Raw genomic sequence first — 19,174 nt, 5'->3', positions numbered from 1 at the left:
CCTTTTTTGATCCGCTGACTCCCCACTTACGGGAAATGCGCCTGCCTAAGCAGGGGATGCAGCAAAGCTACATGTCTTCAACCACCAGATATGTCATATCCAGAGGGCCATGCACACCCACCACGATCACCATCTCGATGTCGCCCGTGTTGGAGGGGCCGGTGATGAAGTTGATGTTGGAGGTCTTGAGCTCGCCCGAGACCAAGGCTGGATCGTAGTAGTCCATGGCCTGCCGGGTTCGGGGCAGAATCTTGGACTTGCGGATGATGCTCAGATAGTGCACCGGCAGGAAGTGAAAGGCTCGACCCTGACCTGGAGTTGTGGCTACAGCGATGGTGCCCGACTCAGCCAACAGGAAGTCCGCAAATGCGATGGCCGTCCCGGACTGGTCGGCTGTCTTGATGTTCTCCTCGCGGCTGGCTCCCGGCTTCCAGAAAGTGGCCGGCGGGTTCAGTCCATCTCTCCACTCCTCCAGACCGAAATCTGCAAAGAGGTCGGAGGTGGGCAGCATCACATGGTCGCTGTCATCCTTTCGCGAATCGATGAACTCATCCAAAGCGGTGGGCAGGCCAGCCTTGGTGCAAGTACGGAAGTCCACATGGACGGCCTCGCTGCTCTTCCGAGCGATCTCCAGCAGCTCATCCTGCGTGTGGCCTGACAGGGTAGTCTCCGGCAGGTCGTTGACCGGCACCAGAGGATGATCCTTGAGCTGATGACGGGGTCTGCCGCTCTTCTTGGCCAGATAGTCCAGGAATACCTCACGATCGGTCATGCCTGCTGCTCCTTCTTATGATGAGCGAACCAACTGCGGAAGTTCTGCCCGTGCTTAGGCGGATCAGGCAGATCACGAACCTTGGTCCAACCGCCGAAGACGAAGGGCATCCATTCCACATGCCGATCACTGGCAAAAAGGTTCTTGGCCGTCTCCGGCTGCTTCTTGGATATGGGCGTCAGCATGGTGTGATCCAGACCAAGAGCCGTGCGGAAGAGCGAGGAGTGGCCGGTTCCCAGGCCCATGACTCTCATGACCGTATCGTCGATCAGATTGGCCTCGGACTGGTCATCCATCATGATCCTCCTGTGCTCGATCATGAGCTGATGCAGAGGGATCTTGACTGGACAAGTGGCCGTACATGCTGCGCACAGGCTGCAGGCGTATGGCAGGTCTCCGAAGTCGTCGTAGCCTCCATCCAGCACCGGCGAAAGCACCGAGCCCACAGGTCCCGGATAGATGGATCCATAGCCATGACCGCCGATGTGCCGGTAAATGGGGCAGACGTTCAGGCAGGAAGCGCAGCGAATGCACTGGAGTATGGGCTCGAAGACCGTTCCCAGAGCGTTTGAGCGCCCATTGTCCAGAATGACCACATAGACATCGTCCGGTCCGTCCGACTCCTGGCCGGTGCGCGGCGCAGTGTAGGTCAGGTAGGAGGTCAGCTTCTGGCCGACAGCTGACCGGGCCAGCATGTTGTCCATGGTCTCGGCCTCCTTCATGGTCGGCACCAGACGCTCCATGCCCATGACCACCACCTGTGTCTTGGGGATGCACATGGCCAGATCGGCGTTGCCCTCGTTGGTCACCAGGTTGATCATGCCCGTGTCGGCTACGGCGAAGTTGCAGCCGGTGATACCCATGTCAGCCTCGAGGAAGTGCTTGCGCAGAACCTTGCGCGAGAACCGCGCCATGTGCTGAGGGTCGTTGTCGCCCTTGTAGCCCAGCTTCTTCTCGAAAATCCGACGCACCTGCTCGCGGTTCTTGTGCAGGGCAGGGAAGACCAGATGCGTGGGCTGATCCCAGTCGTCCTCCTCCAGGATGAACTCGGCCAGGTCGGTCTCCAGCACCTCCAGGCCGGGCACAGTCATCAACGTGGGATCCAGGTTGATCTCGCTGGTCACCATGGACTTGCTCTTGACGACGTGCTTGGCCTTCTTTTCGATGGCGATCTGCTTGATGTACTGAGCGGCTTCATCGTCGGTCTGAGCGAAGAAAACATGGCCGCCGCGCTTCTCCACGTTGTCGGCGAACTCCTCCAGGTAGTCAGGCAGGTAACGGATGACATGCTGTCGGATCTGCTCGCCCAGGTCGCGCCACTGTTCCCAGTTGCCCAGTTCCTGGCGGGCGGCCTCCCGCTTGACCCACTGGGCATCCTGGGCCTTGGCCACGGCCTGTTGGGCGAATTTGTCCTGCTCGGACTCTTTGACCCTGGTCAGGAAAGGAGCCTTGCTGGTCCGCAGATACTGCGCAGCCTTCTTGCCGTTGACCATGCTGCTCATACCAGAGCCCCCTCTTCCTTGGCAGCCCTGACGGAGCCCACGGCATCATCGCCTGCAGAGCGGCCGTCCACATACTTGACGCGACTCATATCCACCTTGTGATTGAGCACTTCAGCCAGGTGCATGATGGTGATCTTCTCGCCGCGCCGGTTGAAGCGGCCGCCGATGTTCATCAGACAGCCCGGATCGCAGGAGATGAGAACGCTGGCATTGGTGCTGAGCACGTCGTTCACCTTCTCATCCACCATCTGCTTGGAGATCTCAGGCTCCTTCATGGAGAACATGCCGCCGAACCCGCAGCAGTTTTCGATATGAGGCAGGGGGACCATGGTCAGGCCCTTGACATGGTCCAGCAGAACGAAGGGGCTGGTCCGCTCCCCCAGCAGCCGAGTCATGTGGCAGGAGCGATGGTAGGTGGCCACAGCGTCCAGTTCGGCGCCCGCATCCAGCACGCCCAGCACCCGGTAAAGGAATTGCGAGAACTCATAGGTCTTGTCAGCCATGGTCTGAGCCTTGGCCGCATAAGCGGGGTCGCTCTTGAGGTGGAAGGGCAACTCCTTGAGCATATTCACGCAGGAGCCCGCCGGACCCACGATGTAGTCGGCATCCACGCTCAGCAGGGCATCGACCTCGTTGCGCATGACCTGCATGCTCTCCTTGACATACCCGCTGTTGAAAGTGGGCTGGGCACAGCAGATCTGCTTTTTGGGAAGATAGGTGTCACAGCCGAACCGCTCCAGCACCTCCACCATGGCCTTCCCCACGTTCGGAAACATGAGGTCCACCACGCAGGTGGAGAATATCACTACTTTCATTGCCACGCCTCTCTACAACCTTGTACGCCAGGTACGAACCATCTCCGGATCGCGGAGGAGCTGAAGAGTGCTTGAACCCCTGATCCCTCAAACGCATCGTTGTCTGGCGACTGTCCACTCCCACGCAGACGCCGATGCGCAATCCTGAAAGGACCCGTCATTACACGGTATCGACCTGGAATTCGCACCGCCGGGAATCGCCTATCCTCAGCTTTGGAACATATGAAATCTACCACATGTATGTTACCACGGCGGTCATAGAGCCCGCGGCATGTCAAGGATGGGAGGTTGCTGGCCGATTCGCTACAGTGGAGGCAGACCTTGTGCGGTCATTCTCGTGAAAGGGGCAATCGGCGCATGTCCAACCACCTGCAGCTTCTTCTGCTCTATGCACCCGCCATCATCTTCGGTCTGCTCTTCTTCTGGGACCTGCACAAGGAGCCTCGGCAGTTCCGCAATGCCATCTGGTTTCTGCTGCTGCTGCTGACCCTCGGCGGAGCGCTTCTTCTGCAGTTCGGGATGCGCTGGCTGATCCTTCCCCTGGTCATCCTGCTCATCGCCGCTCCCCTGCTGGTGATCTGTTTCCTCCTGGCCAATACGGTCATCGTCATCCGACACGAGGGGGCCTCCCTGACCACTCTGCTGCCCGGACTGCTGGCGCTGGTCGTGGTTGCCTACATGATTCTTTCGCCAATACTGGATGGACTTGGCGCCCCCTCTTGGCTGCAGAAGCTGGCCGGGCTGGTCGACCTGGAAGCCACCTGGTTCTTCTTCTCCTTCCTGGCCCTGCTGCTCTATTCCAACTTCTACAGACTGCTGCCCCGCAAGCGCCGCTACGACTACATCATCATCCACGGGGCCGGTCTGCGCGGCGAAGAGCCTACGCCGCTGCTCCAGGGACGACTGGATAAGGCTGTAAATCTCTGGAATCGGCAGGGGCGGCTGGGACGCTTCGTAGTCTCCGGCGGGCAAGGCCCCGACGAGGTCACCAGCGAGGCAAGGGCCATGGCTCAGTATTTGCGCAACTCCTGCGGAGTGCCAGCCGAGGCCATCATCATGGAGGACAGGTCGACCACAACTCTGGAGAACCTGCGCTTCTCCAAGCAGATACTGGATGCCCGATACGAGACGGGAACCGGACCCGAGCATTACCGGGTGGCCCTGGTCACCAGCGACTACCATGTCTTCCGAGCCAGCGAATACGCCAGCAAGGTGGGACTGAATGCCGACGGAATCGGTTCGCACACCAAGGGCTACTACTGGCCGACCGCCTTCATCCGGGAGTTCGTGGCCATCACCCGCATGCACTGGTGGCCCTACCTGGTCCTTGCGATAGGCTGGGCCGTCTGGATCGGCATTTCGCTCCTGCACTAACACCAGACTTCCTAGAGCGAATCAGAAGTCATGCAACCTGAACCCCATCTCTATCCTGACGGGCCAGGCTGCGCTCCATGAACCATGCCACCAGGAGGATGCCTAGGACGATGAGAAAAACGAAGACGAAGGCCCAGACGGCTCCGAACTGGAAGGCCTGAGCTCCGGCATGGATCCCTCTGGCCTTGGGCATGCCAGTGATGATGGCAGCCAGGACGCCGGTCGAGGCAGCGCCTGAATACTGCTGAAGGGTGTTGAAGAGCGCGTTGCCGTCAGGCACAAGTTCGGCTGGGATATGCTGCAGTCCGACCGTAAGCAGGTTGTTGAAGACGCAAGCCTGACCGACCATGTAGCAGGCGTAGAGAAGGACCATCAGCGCGACGGACAAATGCCGGCTGAGGACCAGGAAGCCCAAGGCTGAAAGGAAGAAGGCGATGCTTCCCGCTGCGAGCAGTCCACGCAGGCCGTGGCCATCCAGATAGCCGCCCGTGACAGGCTGGCAGAGCGCGGAGAGCAGGCTCCCCGGCAGCAGAAGCAGGCCAGCGACGGTAGAGGTCTCTCCCAGGACGGACTGGGCCATGTTGGGCAGGATGAACGTCAGGCCGATCTGAACGAACTGGACCAGGAAGTAGAGGATCAGGGCAAGGGTAAAGATACGGTTCCGGAAGACGGCGATGTTGATCAGCCTGGCGTGCTGGCGGGTAAGAGCCCAAATCCCCGCAGCTAGGGCCAGGACACTGATGAACAGGGACAGCCAGGTAATAGGACCATGAACATCCAGGGTGCTCAGCCCCAGGGTCAGTCCTGTAAGAAAAACACCCAGAAGAAGAAACTGAATCCAGGCGAATGGGCCGACGTGGGCGCTCTCCTTATCAACTGAGATGAGCGCTATGACCCCGAAGACCAGCTCAATGGGCAGCACGATCAGGAAGATGGCTCGCCAGGACAAGGCCTGGATAACAGCTCCGCCAAAGGTCGGGCCCAGGGAGGGCGCCAGAGCCACCGCCATGCCAGCGCTGCCCACGTAACGACCCTGGATGTGAAGAGGAACCTTTTTCATGATCAGAGAGAACACCAAGGGAAGAGCGATGCCAGTGCTGATGCCCTGCAGGAGGCGTCCCGCCATAAGGACAGGAAAGCATGGGGCGAGGATGCACATCAGGTCGCTGCCCAGAAATATCCCGACGCTGACCAGAATCAATGCGCGGGTCGTGAATGAATGCTCCAGCCAGGCAGCGGCCAGGACCGTCAGTGCCACCACCAGCAGATAGCCGGTGGTCAGCCATTGGACTGTGCCCAGCCCGGTTTTGAAGTACTGGGTCATCTCCGGAAAAGTGACGTTGAGCGAGGTCTCCAAAAGCACCCCGCAGAAGGCGAGCCCGGCAGTGCCGGTAATCAGCAGTTTTGTTCTTTTATCAACATGGTCGACCATGGACCGTCCGCTCCTAACGCATCAGACTGTTCACATAGCCATCACCACGGATCCGTACGGCATGGCATCATCCGATGCCGCTCTCATTGCTGTTTGCGCAACGGTTATAGCTCTCTGGCTGCGTTGATGACATCTCTCAAGCCGATACCGGTTCGATGGCCGAGTGCCATAACGTGCCGTTTTTCATCTGCGACTTGAAGACTCAGCTAGTGTAACACCCATAGGCATACCAATCCGCGTCCGAGCCCGGCCCGAACCAGGCTTGGGTAGAGTTGATGACATGCAAATCGATATCGTCTCTGTCTTCCCTGAGTATTTTGACGTGACCGGACTCAGCCTCCTGGGCAAGGCCCAGGAAAAGGGCTTGGTGACCATCCACGCCCACAACCTGCGCGACTGGACCCATGACGTGCACCACTCCGTGGACGATACGCCGGTAGGAGGCGGAGCAGGCATGGTGATGAAACCCGAAATCTGGGGACAATGCCTGGACGATCTGTTGGGATTGCCAGACGAATCAGCTGTACAACATCCGCCTATAGACCAGACAGCCGATACCGCCGATGGTAAAGGACAACAAGAAGCAGCGAAGAGTCCCAGCGGCAGAAGCTGTGGCACAGCATCCAAGGCAGATTCATCTATTGACAGCCATCAGGCTGATCCCGTCGGACCAGTTCTGATCTTCCCCAACCCATCCGCTCCTCTGTTCACCCAGGCCGATGCAACCAGGCTGTCACGGACGAAGAGGCTGATATTCGGCTGCGGCCGCTACGAGGGCTACGACGCTCGCATCCCCGACTACTACCGAAGCAGGGGAATTGACGTCAGAGAGTACTCCATTGGCGACTACGTGCTCAATGGAGGCGAGGTGGCTGTCTCGGTCATGCTGGAGGCGATCACCCGACTTCTGCCCGGCTTCATGGGCAATCCTGAATCCATCGTGCAGGAGTCCTACACCGGGGACGAACCACTGCTGGAATATCGCCAGTACACGCGACCCACGATCTGGAGAGGCATTTCCGTGCCCGAGATACTGACCAGCGGCGACCATGGAAGAGTGGACAGGTTCCGGCGCGACGAGGCCATCAGGCGAACCAGTCGGATCCGTCCAGACCTGATCGCTCGTTTGGACTGCTCCACCCTCGATAAGCATGACCGCCGCATCCTGGAGGACTTGGGCTGGGATACACGGCAAACTCATCCGAGATCTCAGGATCAGCCATCAAACTGATCCGCTGTTAAATGAATCAACCATCACATTGCGGGGCTATCAGCGGGCCGTTATATAGTAGACTGCCGTTTCCCCGTAGGTGCGAGCATGATCAATGGCCCATCCTTCAGGAGCCGTGGGCGGCTGGGTGCGTGTCGATCGCTCCAGAATGATCATGCCTCCATCGTCCACCATTTCTCGGGCAGTCAGGTCAGTCATAATGCTTTGGCATTCTTCTGTCGACAGATCATAAGGCGGGTCCATGAAAACCAGGTCGAAGCAAGCCTCGGACAGACCGGCATCCTCATGACCGGAAGAGAGAGGACGAGCAAAGCGCTCAGCACGACTCCTGCTGACGCGAATATCCATGTCTGAATCCCATGCCGGATGATGACGCAACCCAGCGGCTGAGCGTGACAGCAGTCCGGCGACACGACCAGAAGACTCCACAGCCACCAGGTTCTGGGCACCGCGGGAAAGAGCCTCGAATCCCAAGGCCCCGGTGCCAGCAAACAGGTCTAGGACCTGAGCACCAGACAGCCGGTCTTCGGACTCCAAGTGGGAGAAAATGGCCTCCTTGGTGCGATCGGTAGTGGGCCGAGTGCCCTTGAGGGCAGCGGGAAGGGGGAATCCCTTGAATCGGCCGGCGATGATGTGCATATGGTCCGTTGTCCTTTCAGCTGGAGACCAGGAAACCCTCGTTGCCCCTCATGAAGTCCAGAACGGCGCCAGCCAGCTGCGGCTGCCCGGCCAGAGCGGGGTCTGACTCCAGGAGTTGGCCTGCCTGGGCACGGGCACAGGCGATCATAGGCGCATCGGTCACCACCCGCAAAAGCTTCAGAGAGGAGTGACCGCCGGACTGAGCATCACCTAGCACGTCGCCAGCTCCCCTGATTCGAATGTCCTCCTCGGCGATTTTGGCTCCGTCAGTGGTATCGCGAATGACCTCAAGCCGCTCGGCAGCCGGAGAATCCGCAGGAGCGCGCGAGATCAGGAAGGCCCAAGAGTCAGTGCCGCCGCGTCCCACCCTGCCGCGCAGCTGATGCAGCTGGGAGAGTCCGAATCGATCGGCATCGAAGATGACAATGCAGGAGGCTTGGGGCACATCCACCCCCACCTCCACCACAGTAGTAGCCACCAGCAGGGGCGTGCGTCCTGAGGCGAAGTCCTCCATGACGGCATTCTTGGCAGCATCGTCATCCCGCCCGGTCAGCGTAGCCATGGCAATGCCCTGAAACTGCGGCAGGGCGGCCAAACGCTGGCTCATTTCGGCCACCGAGTGCAGGGGCGGACGCTGGCCACCCCCCTGGTCACCATCAGCCAACAACTGGGGCTGGGAATCGGATCCGGCGGATTGTGCAGGGCGGTCCGAGACAGCCGAAGGGTCATCCTCCTCGTCGATTCGGGCGCAGATGACATAGGCTCGTTCCCCGGCCTCGATCCGTCGACGCAGGTGCAGGAACATAGCACCCATGGTCGCTCCGTCAGACTCGGCGATGACGTGGGTGCGCACTGGTTTGCGGTTGCTGGGCAGCTCGGTCAGGGCGGAGATGTCCAGATCGCCGAACCAGGTCATGGCGGCCGTGCGCGGGATGGGTGTGGCAGTCATGATCAGCAGATGAGGCACCCGGTCGGATTTGCGGCGCAGCTCCTCGCGCTGCTCAACCCCGAAACGATGCTGCTCGTCTATGACGGTCAGGGCCAGATTAGGAGCCTGGAAGGTCCTGGAGAAGGCCGCATGGGTGGCGATGACTATGCAGGGACGACCCGAGGCCGAGACAGCCAAGGCGGAGCGGCGCTGGGCAAGTCTCATGCCTCCGGTCAGCAGCACCAGAGGCAGCACCAGCTGATCCGTCATACGAATCATGGTGACGTTGTCCACAGGCTTATGGCGGCCTTCTACAGCAGTGGCGGTCACATCAGTGCCCATGGCCTTGAGCATGGCGCCGATGGAGGCGTAGTGCTGCTCAGCCAGCACCTGGGTCGGAGCCACCAAGACAGCCTGATGGCCGGCCTGGACCGCTTGGAGCATGGCCGCCAGGGCCACCACGGTCTTGCCGGAGCCGACCTCGCCCTGAAGAAGCCGCTGCATTGGCTGATCCTGGGCCATGTCGACGCCGATATCATTGATGACCTGACGCTGCCCATCGGTCAGCTGGAATGGCAGGGAGTCGATGAAACGAGCAGGCAGAGTCTCTGCACGGTCAGCTCCCGAATCCGCGCATGGATAAGTGGGCTGCTGCTGAGTCTGACGGCGGGTCTGCAGAAGGGCTGTCTGCGAGACGAAGGCCTCCTCGTAGCGCAGGGTCTTGCGTGCGGCGGCAAAGTCGTCAGAGCTATCGGGCGCATGCATGCCCAAAAGGGCACGAGCACGATGCATCAGCCCCTGATCGACACGGATCTGCTCGGGCAACACATCAGGTATAGCCCGGCCCAAGGCTTCTGGATCGATGCGAACCTCGGCACTGGTCTGCCCCTCTTCGGCGGCACCGGCCACAGGAATGGATCCAGTTGAGCCACCGGCATGCGCCAGCATACGCAGAAAACCCAGAATGACATCGTGAATATGGTCCGAGGAGATGCGGGAGCTGGCATGATAGACCGGTCGCGGCCGACTGACGCGTTCCAAAGCCTCGTCAAGGCTGGCAGACTCGGACCGCGAAGGGTCAGAAACCTCCTGATCGGCATCAGCAACAACCAGGGTCTCTGGATGGGTGAACTGGAGCTGATCCATATAGACACCGGGCTCACCGGCCACGACCAGATCCGCCCCTACCTGAAGCCTACGGACCATCCAGTCCATATAGGGCTTCCTATGAGAGAAGAAGACCAGCCTGACCGTAAGCGGAGTGCCGCCCCGACTACCGACGAAGGCTGCGTCGCCCACCATCACATCCAGCCGAAAGCCCCGGCGGCCGCTCAGCGGCACCAAATGCACCTGATCGACCCGAGCGGCGAAGGCACAGGGCGCGCCAAGCCGAATACCGGCAATAGTGGTGACCTGCATGGGATCGGTGATGCGGAAAGGATAATAGGTCAGCGCATCCCCCACCGTGACCACGCCCAGAGCCTTGAGAGCGCTCACCCGACGCCTGTTGGCCACCAGCGAGGCCACGGTGCTGTGCAGACCAACACGAGCCACTGCCGACATACCTGATCACCTCCCGCAAGCGCCTACCAAGATCCCTCAGGATGACAAGAACCCCCGGAGCTTATGCCCTCGGGGGTCCCAATACGACCGACGAACCGCACTCAGGCGGCGATGCGCTGCACCTTGCCGGCCTTGAGGCACTTGACGCAGACGCGTAGCCGCACATTCTGACCATCAACGGTGGTGTGCACCGACTGCAGGTTGGGGCGGAAGATGCGCTTGTTCCGGATATGCGAATGAGAAACACTGTAACCGGTCTGCGGGCCCTTGCCGCACACCGCGCAACGAGCTGCCATGATGACTTCCTTTACGTTGTTTTCCAAGTCGTCCCAGGTGTTCTTGTCCGCGACGCAAGGCTACGGCTGAACACACAACTTGTTAAGACTACTACATCCCTCGGAGGAAGGCAAATCAGTGGTCTCAGGCATGAGGAGGCTTGCGGAAGATGCCGATCAGAGACTGGAGCACTCCGCAGAACACCCCGCCGATGATCCAGATGGCCCAGAATGGAATGCGCCAACCGAAGAGGTTGTCATAATTGCCTGAAAAAAGCATGGTCAGAGCTACCAGCGTGCAAAGGCCCATGATGGTTCCGCTGATGGCATTGCTTATCCGGTGCTCATAACGATAGGCATCCCCGTGATCGTCGTCGACGGAATCGGTCTGTCTGTTGTAGGCCCGGAGATTCATCATTCTGTGGCTTGTTCCCGCATGGACCAGCAGAAAGACCCCCAGAGCCAGCAGGAGGAAGAAGACGAATCTCCTGACCTGATCGGGCCAGCCCCAGACCAGGAACCCAGCAGAGTTGATCCCCATATCCAAGAGCACGACAGCCAGGCCGCAGACCAGCTCCCAGGCAGACTGACGGTATACTCGCGAGCGCTCTTCATCAGTATAGAAGTCCGCCACATAGGGATGCCTGCGCCGGAAATCCCTCCTGGCGGAAACCGCCGGCATGAGACAGGCCAGGCCCAGGACGATACCCATCATCAGCGTGAGGAAAGCCAGACCATTGTGTGCATCGGTCGGTTGGCTGACGTCGGCGAAGAGACCGCTGAAAGCCAGTCCCAGCATGATAAGGGCGATGCCGGAAGCCATGCGCAGACTGTAGGCATTGCTGAAGGAGGCGTAACCGGTCACGTCTTCCACAGCCGATTGGACAGGCATGGTCGCATGGGTTGTCGAAGTTGTCTGCGCGACACCCTGATGGTCAGGCTTGGACGCACGCTGTCCGGAACCCGGATGCCGAACGTCGCCCAGGACCAGGTCATCAAGGGTGCAGCCGAACAGGTCGCATATGGCCAGGAGCTTGTCCATCTCAGGATATGCCTTGTCCGACTCCCACTTGGACACCGCCTGACGGGAAACCCCCACCAGCATGGCCAGCTGCTCCTGGGTCATGTTGCGCTGCGAACGCAGGTACTGCATGTTGGTTCTGAAACTCATAATGTTCTTTTCTCCAGATCGGCAGTTTGCCGATTCAACCAGCAACGAGACCATGATGAAACGCACAGGGCTCCGACCGCCACCAGCTTGAGGTTGCACCCGGCAAAGACACCGATATTTGCCGTCAACCGATGGTTGCATCCTTGCAGTTCCAAGGAAGCAAGTGGTCGCTGAATCCCCGTCAAGCTGGTGACGGAGCGCCCATCAGCCGCCTCCCCTCCAGCAAGGAATGCCCCCTTCTGCGTTCACAATACATACTCTTCGTGAGAGAATGCGAATTCTGCGGACCCCACCCTGAATCGTCCCCGATTCGACCCTGAAAACACCCTGACAGGTGCTCTCGCCATGGTCTTATAGAGAAAGAGCCACTTGCCGGGTTCCTCATTCAAGCTGAATTGAAGCCAAGGCAGGGCAGGCAACGACCGAAAGGAAGGCAAGGATGCAGCAAGGGACAACCAATGATCCGTACGCACAGACCCCGCTCATTCTGGACAAGGTCTGCTACGACTACGGAACCCGGCCGAAGCAGGGCACCAGCGTGCTGGACGAAATCAGCCTGGAATGTCAGACGGGGACCTGGACGGCCATCATGGGTCCTTCAGGCGCTGGCAAATCGACCCTCCTCTATTGCGCCGCGGGGCTGCTCAGGGTCAGGCAGGGCAGAGTGGCCATCGCTGGAGAGAACCTGACGCGGATGAAAGAGAAGGAGCTGACCCGACTCCGGCGCGACCATATCGGCTTCGTCTTCCAGGACTACAACCTGGTCAACGCCTTCACCTGCCTGCAGAACACCATGCTGTCCAGCCTCTTCGGCGGCAGGAGGATCCCCGTCCAGGCAGCCCTGTCTGCCCTGTCGAACGTCGGATTGGAGGGGTACGCCAATACCTATCCGGCCGACATGAGCGGAGGCCAGCAGCAGCGCGTGGCCATCGCCCGCTCTCTTGCCGCCAGCCCGGAGATCATCATGGCCGACGAGCCCACTGGCGCCTTGGACACCCATAGCTCACGGGAGGTTATGGACCTCTTCGATCTGGCCGTCCGAAGCGGCCAGACCATCCTCATGGTGACCCACGACCCAAACGTCGCAGCCCGCGCACACCGCGTCATCTTCCTCCAGGACGGGCGCATTCAGGCAGTCTGCCCAGGCGGAGACCCACAGACTATAGCCCAGCAGCTGGCCATCATGGATGCTGCTCCAAAGCAGGAGGCCTTCAGCCCTGCCCTGGCAGATCCATCCGATCAGCCTCGGTGATGGTCCGAATCGCCCGGCAAGGCACGCCTACGGCCAAGGAGTCAGGCGCAATGTCATGGGTGACCACGGATCCGGCCCCGATGACCGCCCCATCGCCGATGGTCACTCCCCCGGCCACAGTCACGTTTGATGCCAGCCAGCAGTTGGATCCGATGGTGATCGGAGCGCCCAATTCGTAGTCGTAAAGGGAGCCATCCTCATGGCGCCTCAGATTCCGCTCCTGCCACCGCAGAGGATGCAGAGGCGTGGCCAGGGTGACGTTGGGGCCGATCATCACATCGTCGCCGATCTGTACCGGACAGGTATCCAGAACAGTGAAGTTGAAATTGGCGAAGATGCGCGAGCCGAGCTTGGTGAAGCATCCATAGTCGAAGTAGATGGGCCCCATAAAGTCGACGTCCTGGCCATGTTCGAGCACCAGCTCGTCCAAGAGCCGACTGCGCAGGTCCCGTTCCTGCTCAGAAGACGCGTTGAAAAGGCGGCAAAGTTCGTGGGCCTTGACTCGCAGCTGGTCCAGTTCGGGATCCGAAGCGTCATAAAGCTCGCCAGCAAGCATCCGCTTCCTCTGCGAGCGCCGATCCCCTTTACCGGCTCCGCCAGCCGCACCTGTCGGTTTCGAGTCCTTGTCCATGGCCATCCCATCGTTCCCGCATCACTTCACTGTCACTGCCGCGGGTTTGTGCCGCCTGCAGATTCCCTATCCATGTAACCGTCTGGGTCAGACAGCCGATAGCCTCATTACATTCGTCATCCGGTTGCGGACATCCGCTCCCGCCAAGGATCGGGCTTGGTACATTGGAGGCAGCGGAGAACCGTGGTGAGGAGGAAGTATGCGATATGAGGTGAGCGAGGCCATTTCCGAGGACGCCAAGGCCATCCGTAGGGCCGTATTCGTAAAGGAGCAGGGCTTTCACAACGAGTTCGACCGGACCGACGATGCCAGTCTCCATATCGTGGCCTATGACGGGGATAAGCCCGTCGGAGTATGCCGAATCTTTCCCGACCAGGGCAAGGCATGGACCCTTGGCCGGTTGGCCGTTCTGAAGCCCTACCGAGGTCAGCATCTGGGTGCCGATTTGGTAGGCAAGGCGGAGGAAACCGCTCGGAACCAGGGGGCGGACCGGCTCACGCTCCATGCCCAGGAACGGGTGGAGGGCTTCTATAAGTCCTTGGGGTATCGCGACATGGGCATTCACGACCAGGACGAGGGATGCCCGCACATGTGGATGGACAAGCCCCTAACAGGAGGCACAGGAAACCAGTCAGAGGATCAGGCATCATGAATCTGACCGTCAATTTTGCCAGTGAAATTCCAGCTCTGGCCAGCACAAGCATCAATCCGAACAAGGACCCCATGGGAAGGTCCGAACAGGCCATCTCCAGCTTCAGCGATGCCGTCATCTACTGGTTCCGCCAGAATTTCGGAAAGATCATCCTCCTGATCGTCGTGGCTGTCTGCGCCGCGTTGATCTCCAAGATCGTTACGGCGGCCATGCGGCGCGCCCTGGAACGGACCAACCTGCCCAGTGTTTCCATCTTCGTGAACATCGTCCGCGCCCTGATTTGGATATTTGCAGCAGCCACCGTTCTGCAACCCGTATTCGGAATCAACCCTTCCACTGTGGTCGCCGCCCTGGGCGTCAGCGGCCTGGCCCTTTCCTTCGGATTGAAGGATACGATCGCCAATATCGTCGGCGGCTTCGGACTGATGGTAAGCAAGGTGGTTCAACCTGGCGACATCATCACCATCCAGGGCACCACTGGAACTGTCCGCGACGTGACTTGGCGCCATACCATCGTCATCGACAGGACCGGCAACCAGCTGCTGATCCCCAATTCCATCCTCAACACCACGGCGCTTGAGAAAATCACCGAGGCCGGCGAGGCCGCCACCACGGTTCCCTTCACCCTGCGGGGGGATGCCGATATAGTCGGGTCCTCACGTTCCATTGCAGAGGTGGCGTCCCAGGCGACCAGGGACATGGCCATGCCAGCCAACCCGCCCATTGTTCAGCTCCAGGGATTCACCCCTTATGGCATTAAGGGCCAAGTGGTTATGTTCGCCAAGCAGGGCATCATCGCCGCTGACATGCAGGATGCCGCCACCCGCGCTCTTGCCGGCCAGGATTACCTGGTCCAGGAGGCCGAGCTTCAATCGGGGAAAGGTGTAGACCAAGCCAACTGATTGCTGTAGGTTTTTGTCCCGGATAACTAGCGGACGTATCTGCCGACACTTTTCATATTCAGCAAGGCGCCGGCCAGCCAACGATAGACATCATCCCATTGATCTTGTTTGTAATCAGTATGCCTGGTCAAAGTCAGGTGGCGTGACTTCTTGTCTGCATCCTTATCATCCCAGTCCAAATCACCCTCCTGTCCTGACAGATCGCTCTCGACCTGAGACCTGTGATCCATGAAGTCTGCATATCGCACAGGATCGTGAAAGAGAAATTCAACAGTGGTGTACTCATCCCTGATGCCGATGAGACCTGCCAGATTGCAGCCGGAAACAGGGGATCCAAAACTCAGCCGGTATCCCGTATGGTCGGCTCCGGTAAAGGACGAGCCGAATGTAGTCATGAAGCCATCTCTGGCTTTACAGAAGTCAACGAATCCATCCCAGAACATGGCTCGCAACTTCGAACGGTCCAAAGACTCCATATCACCTTGCGAGACCCGGTAACGAGAACGAAGATCGTCAAGGCTGATGCCTCCACGTCCCCAGAACGTCCAGCCATTGATTGAGCTGCTGCTCGCCCCAGCCAATTTGAGAACATGCGAAGCCGCTGACGAGGGACTGTCAAATTCACGCCCGTCCGAGACCTTAATCATCATCTCTTCAGTTATGAGAGCACTGGCCTCATACTTGCGGGAATGACTTTCCAGTTGATCGCCGGGTTTCAGCAGTCCACTGGCACTCAACATGTGCAAAGAAACCGTCTTTGCCGGAATTTTCGACTGCTTATCAGATCGGTACCTGTCGATAGTCGCTCGATCGATCTTAGGCATAGGCCAGACTGTCAAGGCCTCGTCTGTCAGTAGGCGCGTCCTGGCCTCGATGGACTCAGCGTTCCAAGTCTTGGCATCACCCAACCCATGTGAAATAGACAGGTATTCATCCTGATACCCGCCGATAATTCGACGCTGTTTCGCTTCAAAAAGCCCATCTGAGAGTTCAGAGTTATAAGCGGTCAGCGTCAAATTTCCGAGTTTATTAACATGCTCAGCAAAGGCTCTTTCGCAATCAGAGCCCAGCATCTGCCGCCACTGTTCATGAGCGAGCGCATTCTGGGGCAGAATATGCTCAATGGTGAGATTCCCTGAGGAAAAGTCAATCGGATTCTTAGGATGGTGCGCATTTTCCAGTGTTGTCAACATGTAATAACAACGCGAAAAGGGATAGAAGTCGCGTGAAAGAAGAGTCTGACGAAATTCATTGTCATCAGGCATCCGATGGCTTGTTCCATCACCGCCCAGCAAGGCTGCCTCGAAAGCCTGCCGATAACCGGGTGACCCATCTTCCTTTATCTGTCTGAGACGTGCAATGACCGAAAGCGAAAACCTGTTCAGCCCATTGCTCGATATCTGGCAGGCAATGCGGCGGAAGAGATAACTCTCCAATAGTTTCAGCATGGATACAAAATCACTGCGGCTAAAGAGATCATCCCCCTCCTGGTAATCATCCAAAAGGGTCATGAGCAGGGGGTTGATGACGGACATATTGAGAGCATGAATACGGCCAAGCAATCGATCTACTTCAGGATCTTCCCCCGAGCTCGAAGTAATACGCGAATAATACCCGGCAAACTTACTCATCTGATCAAGAAGTCCGATTATTTGGCCATCGTTATCGTAGCCATTGTTGGTCGTATAGTCCTTAAAGAACCGGTATACGTCTCGTGCAGACACTGGTCTGGGGGCATTGATAATGGCAAGCCAGTCATAGAGAAAGTCATCAAAAACGTCATCATAGGCATCTGCACCAAGCGCTATTTCGATTCTTCTCCAGTGATCTTCATACAACTTTCCCTGCATCTCCAAGGGCTGCCTCATGAGTACATAATTACGAACCAGATCTGCAGTCGATAGCTCCTTGCCAGTCGAGTTCATGGACTCGAAGATAGCCTGTGGATCATCCTGACCCTGGGTCAAGGAGATCGATACCACCTCCAAGCGCCTGAGCCCGGCCCACACACTGTTCGGGTCTTTCATGTCCTCTAATTGATGACTGAACCAATGGAGGTTGTCGATGAGCCTATGGGATTCACCCATAATCGAAGCCTTAGGATCTTCCAAATGATGGATGATAGACCTGTATGTGTCACGATCACCCTGCGAGAGGCACAAACGATAATGCCCTTCGCCTTTCCTGCAGGAATCGATCAAATATTCGCTTTTGAGTTTTTCGCAGGAAAACTGCAGCTCATTGCCCTGATCTTGATGACTGCGTGCATAGTCAGCAAGGGCTGCTAGGAGAAGATTGACAGTTGTGATTCTCTGCTGACCGTCGATAATGAGGGCAGGTGTCACCCCATCGGCACCCATGGTGCCCTCTTGAATCCATACCACTGAGCCCATGAAATGAGATCTTTTGTTTAAACGCTCAATATCAAGCACATCGTTCCAAAGCTGCTCGCATTGTTCCTCATCCCAGGAATATGGGCGCTGATACACTGGGACGATAAAACGCTTGCTCTTATCGGCAATCAGACTCAGCAGCTTAACGGGACCAGCGTTCATGGGGAACCTTGCCTTACCAGCGAGTACAACAGCGGACGCTTCCATTATAGGAAACACTCACTGTCACAGTCAGGCCGATACGCCCTCAATCAGATCGGTAATCAGATCGGTGTAGGTAATCCCGGTGGCCTCCCAGGCCTTGGCATACATGGAGATAGGCGTGAAACCAGGCATGGTGTTGATCTCGTTGACGATGACCCTGCCCTCAGAGGTTACAAAGCAGTCCACACGGCTCAGACCGGCGCCGTCCACGGTTCTGAAGGCCTTGGCAGCCATATCGCGAACCTTCTGAAGAGTCTCCTCTGGCAGGTCCGCTGGAACCTCCACATGGGAGGCGGACGAGTCTACATACTTGCTGTCGAAATCATAGAAGGCCTCATCCCGATCAGCCTTGTCCAGCACCACTTCGCCGGGCCAGGCCGTGCGGGGCTTTCCGTCCTTGCCGGAGGCGAGCACAGCGCACTCGATCTCCCGTCCTTCGATGCCCTCCTCTATCAGGACCCGCCAGTCGTGCCTTGCGGCCTCGTCGACTGCGGCAGCCAGGGTCTCGTCTTCGGGCTCTTCTACCTTGACCACGCCAAAACTGGATCCTGCACGGGAAGGCTTGACGAAGAGCGGGTAATGCAGCCCCGCCTCCTCTACTGTGGCTAGCAGGTCGGAGCCGGACCGCTGTTCACGGGAGTCTATGGTAATGCCAGGAGCCACAGGTATGCCGGCTTGACTGAGCAGGATCTTGGTGTAGTGCTTGTCCATGCATGCGGCAGAGGCGAAAACCCCGCATCCGACGTAGGGCAGACCCATCATTTCGAGCAGACCCTGCAGAGTGCCGTCCTCACCGTAAGGGCCATGGAGCACCGGGAAAACCGCGTCAACATGTCCCAAAGGCTCCAGGGAGCCGACTGCGCTGGAAGGTTGGGCGCCAGAAATCAGATCAGCATGGTCGCCGATCAGAAAACCCTCTCTGCCGCGGGCCATGTCGAGAATGACCGGACGGCTGTCTTCGGTTATCTGCACCGTTGGCAGACTGGCATCGTCCAGACCCCAATGCTTAGGGTCCTGACCGCCTACGGTCCATCGACCGTCCTTGGTGATGCCAATGGGGATGGGCTCATATCGGTCGGTGTCGATGGCATTGAGCACACCAGCCGCCGACACGCAGGATATGGAATGTTCGTCGGCACGCCCGCCATAAAGCACCACAACACGTTTCCTGACCATCATCCCTCGGCTTTCCTCATCCTGGACATGATTTTCAACCTCACGCACCTGCCCGAGCAGATGCATCATTCAAGACAGCAGAATATCCCCTCGCAAGGCAGCACGGCCCGGACGCAGTCGCTCATCCACAAGCTTGGCACGAACAGGCATGCCAGGACTGATACACGAACCTGGCAAGCCGGACGCGCGGCTTGATCTGAAAACCGGTTATCGCCAATCAAAAGGTTGATGGCTCAGGCTCCACAGCCTTCGCATTCCCTAT

Annotated in this window: 15 protein-coding genes and 1 pseudogene; 5 read left to right on the top strand and 11 right to left on the bottom strand. The window is 58.5% G+C overall.

The annotated features are described in order from the left end of the window. Positions 1–67: 67 nt before the first annotated feature. From DKK75_RS01345 to DKK75_RS01335, 3 genes are read right to left on the bottom strand one after another with little or no spacing between them, the layout of a single operon-like run. Positions 68–772: a LutC/YkgG family protein gene (locus DKK75_RS01345; protein WP_110451662.1), complete on the bottom strand. Its 705-nt coding sequence runs from the start codon at positions 770–772 to the stop codon at positions 68–70. Then, positions 769–2,274, bottom strand: coding sequence for a LutB/LldF family L-lactate oxidation iron-sulfur protein (locus DKK75_RS01340; RefSeq protein WP_110451661.1), 1,506 nt, complete (start codon positions 2,272–2,274; stop codon positions 769–771). The genes DKK75_RS01345 and DKK75_RS01340 overlap by 4 nt, the downstream gene beginning before the upstream one ends. Then, positions 2,271–3,089, bottom strand: a complete 819-nt coding sequence (locus DKK75_RS01335) for a (Fe-S)-binding protein (protein WP_110451660.1) — start codon at positions 3,087–3,089, stop codon at positions 2,271–2,273. The genes DKK75_RS01340 and DKK75_RS01335 overlap by 4 nt, the downstream gene beginning before the upstream one ends. Before the next feature lie 357 nt (positions 3,090–3,446). Between DKK75_RS01335 and DKK75_RS01330 the strand changes: the two genes are divergently transcribed. Next, positions 3,447–4,463 carry a YdcF family protein gene (locus DKK75_RS01330; protein ID WP_258333103.1) on the top strand — a complete coding sequence of 339 codons (1,017 nt, stop codon included), beginning with the start codon at positions 3,447–3,449 and terminating at the stop codon, positions 4,461–4,463. A gap of 28 nt (positions 4,464–4,491) precedes the next feature. Here the strand turns inward: DKK75_RS01330 and DKK75_RS01325 are convergent, their stop codons facing one another. Continuing rightward, positions 4,492–5,895, bottom strand: coding sequence for an MFS transporter (locus tag DKK75_RS01325; protein ID WP_110451659.1), 1,404 nt, complete (start codon positions 5,893–5,895; stop codon positions 4,492–4,494). 280 nt (positions 5,896–6,175) lie between these two features. Between DKK75_RS01325 and trmD the strand changes: the two genes are divergently transcribed. Continuing rightward, on the top strand, positions 6,176–7,126 hold the full coding sequence (gene trmD, locus DKK75_RS01320; RefSeq protein WP_110451658.1) for a tRNA (guanosine(37)-N1)-methyltransferase TrmD: 951 nt from the start codon (positions 6,176–6,178) through the stop codon (positions 7,124–7,126). Between the two features lie 39 nt (positions 7,127–7,165). On the opposite strand, the pseudogene rsmD reads toward trmD, so the two are convergent. The 4 genes and pseudogenes from rsmD to DKK75_RS01300 all read right to left on the bottom strand — a co-directional run. Continuing rightward, positions 7,166–7,771: pseudogene (gene rsmD / locus DKK75_RS01315) on the bottom strand (16S rRNA (guanine(966)-N(2))-methyltransferase RsmD); the annotation flags it as partial. A gap of 10 nt (positions 7,772–7,781) precedes the next feature. After that, positions 7,782–10,256 carry an ATP-dependent DNA helicase RecG gene (locus tag DKK75_RS01310; protein WP_110451656.1) on the bottom strand — a complete coding sequence of 825 codons (2,475 nt, stop codon included), beginning with the start codon at positions 10,254–10,256 and terminating at the stop codon, positions 7,782–7,784. Positions 10,257–10,357: 101 nt separating this feature from the next. Beyond that, complete coding sequence (gene rpmB / locus DKK75_RS01305; protein WP_015021347.1) at positions 10,358–10,552, bottom strand: 50S ribosomal protein L28; 195 nt, start codon at positions 10,550–10,552, stop codon at positions 10,358–10,360. A gap of 124 nt (positions 10,553–10,676) precedes the next feature. Then, on the bottom strand, positions 10,677–11,702 hold the full coding sequence (locus DKK75_RS01300) for a helix-turn-helix transcriptional regulator (protein ID WP_181414389.1): 1,026 nt from the start codon (positions 11,700–11,702) through the stop codon (positions 10,677–10,679). A gap of 439 nt (positions 11,703–12,141) precedes the next feature. Here DKK75_RS01300 and DKK75_RS01295 point away from each other — a divergent pair, with 439 nt between their 5' ends. After that, positions 12,142–12,954, top strand: a complete 813-nt coding sequence (locus tag DKK75_RS01295) for an ABC transporter ATP-binding protein (protein ID WP_110451654.1) — start codon at positions 12,142–12,144, stop codon at positions 12,952–12,954. On the opposite strand, the gene DKK75_RS01290 is transcribed toward DKK75_RS01295, so the two are convergent. Continuing rightward, the gene (locus DKK75_RS01290; RefSeq protein WP_258333102.1) at positions 12,914–13,585 is read right to left on the bottom strand and encodes a sugar O-acetyltransferase; all 672 of its coding nucleotides are present in this window, start codon (positions 13,583–13,585) and stop codon (positions 12,914–12,916) included. The genes DKK75_RS01295 and DKK75_RS01290 overlap by 41 nt on opposite strands. A 199-nt stretch (positions 13,586–13,784) precedes the next feature. On the opposite strand from DKK75_RS01290, the gene DKK75_RS01285 reads away from it, so the two are divergent. Beyond that, the gene (locus DKK75_RS01285) at positions 13,785–14,237 is read left to right on the top strand and encodes a GNAT family N-acetyltransferase (protein WP_110451652.1); all 453 of its coding nucleotides are present in this window, start codon (positions 13,785–13,787) and stop codon (positions 14,235–14,237) included. Then, positions 14,234–15,139 (top strand): mechanosensitive ion channel family protein, encoded by a 906-nt coding sequence (locus DKK75_RS01280; RefSeq protein WP_258333101.1) that lies wholly within the window; start codon positions 14,234–14,236, stop codon positions 15,137–15,139. The genes DKK75_RS01285 and DKK75_RS01280 overlap by 4 nt, the downstream gene beginning before the upstream one ends. A gap of 26 nt (positions 15,140–15,165) precedes the next feature. Here DKK75_RS01280 and DKK75_RS01275 read toward each other — a convergent pair whose 3' ends face one another. Both DKK75_RS01275 and DKK75_RS01270 read right to left on the bottom strand, forming a co-directional pair. Further along, positions 15,166–17,694: a GmrSD restriction endonuclease domain-containing protein gene (locus DKK75_RS01275; protein WP_181414388.1), complete on the bottom strand. Its 2,529-nt coding sequence runs from the start codon at positions 17,692–17,694 to the stop codon at positions 15,166–15,168. A 69-nt stretch (positions 17,695–17,763) separates the two neighbouring features. Next, positions 17,764–18,912 carry a D-alanine--D-alanine ligase family protein gene (locus DKK75_RS01270; RefSeq protein ID WP_181414409.1) on the bottom strand — a complete coding sequence of 383 codons (1,149 nt, stop codon included), beginning with the start codon at positions 18,910–18,912 and terminating at the stop codon, positions 17,764–17,766. Between the last annotated feature and the right edge of the window lie 262 nt (positions 18,913–19,174).

This window comes from Bifidobacterium asteroides, from assembly GCF_003202695.1.
GTDB lineage: Bacteria > Actinomycetota > Actinomycetes > Actinomycetales > Bifidobacteriaceae > Bombiscardovia > Bombiscardovia asteroides_G.
This window is presented reverse-complemented; position numbering and strand designations above follow the sequence as displayed.